Here is an 857-nt window from a genome sequence, read left to right as displayed (position 1 = left end):
AAGCGTTGCAAGTGCATTGATGCCCAAATCAAGACCAACAATAGCTTGGTTCTCGCTCAGTGACTCTTGATTATCTGTTTCAACGCTAAGACTTACAAACCACCGATCCGCTTTACGGCTAATGGTTGCTGACAAGATCTTTCCTTGAAATCTCAATTGTTCTCGCAGACGAATCCAACCAAGCTTGGGAATTCTTATCTTGAAACCTTGCAACTGTATTTGATCATTGGTCAAAGTAAAACGAGCGTGCACTCCTTTCTTTCTAAAAGTGGGAGATCGGCTTCTCCCTGAAAAGAAATTCTTAAAAGCCACACCCAATTGAATAATTGCCATTTGTGGGGCATTTTTAGTAACTTCCATCATCCATGGAAATTGTTCTCGTTTTAGAGAATGGAATTGTCTACGTAGCGCATAGTCATTAGGCTTTGGTAAATTATTATCTTTCTTCCATGCTTCGTATTGCTGCTGCCATTCCTTCAGTACCCAATTATAAGCAAAGCGCGCGCAACCACTGGCTCGAGCCATGTAGCTTCGTTGTTTATTGTTTAAGTCTAGAGCTATTTTGTGAGCAACAATCATTGCGATGCCTCTACAGCTTGACGAACATTCTCTAATAACCTTTGATTTTTTCTCGAACGACTTCCATAAAGACGAGCACTAAAGACAGTAATAATTTCTAAAACATCTTTGGCTAAATCCTCTTCAAAACTGCTTTCTTCCCCCTGATTAAGAATGACAACCTCAACTTGTTTGACTTCACAAATGGCGAAGACCAATTCTGCACCAAAGCGCAATAAACGGTCTTTATGCGTAATCACCAAACGACCTATCTCATTTTCAATGAGAGCATCCAATAA

Annotated in this window: 1 protein-coding gene and 1 pseudogene; both read right to left on the bottom strand. The window is 40.1% G+C overall.

Features of this window, described 5'->3' with window-relative positions:
• Positions 1-579, bottom strand: a 579-nt coding sequence (locus ACFILY_RS09555) for an RNA-guided endonuclease InsQ/TnpB family protein (RefSeq protein ID WP_375673371.1), incomplete at its 3' end; no start/stop codon positions are given.
• Positions 576-857: pseudogene (locus tag ACFILY_RS09550) on the bottom strand (IS607 family transposase); the annotation flags it as partial. The pseudogene ACFILY_RS09550 and the gene ACFILY_RS09555, both read right to left, overlap by 4 nt.

Source organism: Bartonella sp. CL25QHWL, from assembly GCF_042195335.1.
Classification (GTDB): domain Bacteria; phylum Pseudomonadota; class Alphaproteobacteria; order Rhizobiales; family Rhizobiaceae; genus Bartonella.
Note: the sequence above shows the minus strand (reverse complement) of the source record. Positions and strands in the feature narration are given on the sequence as shown.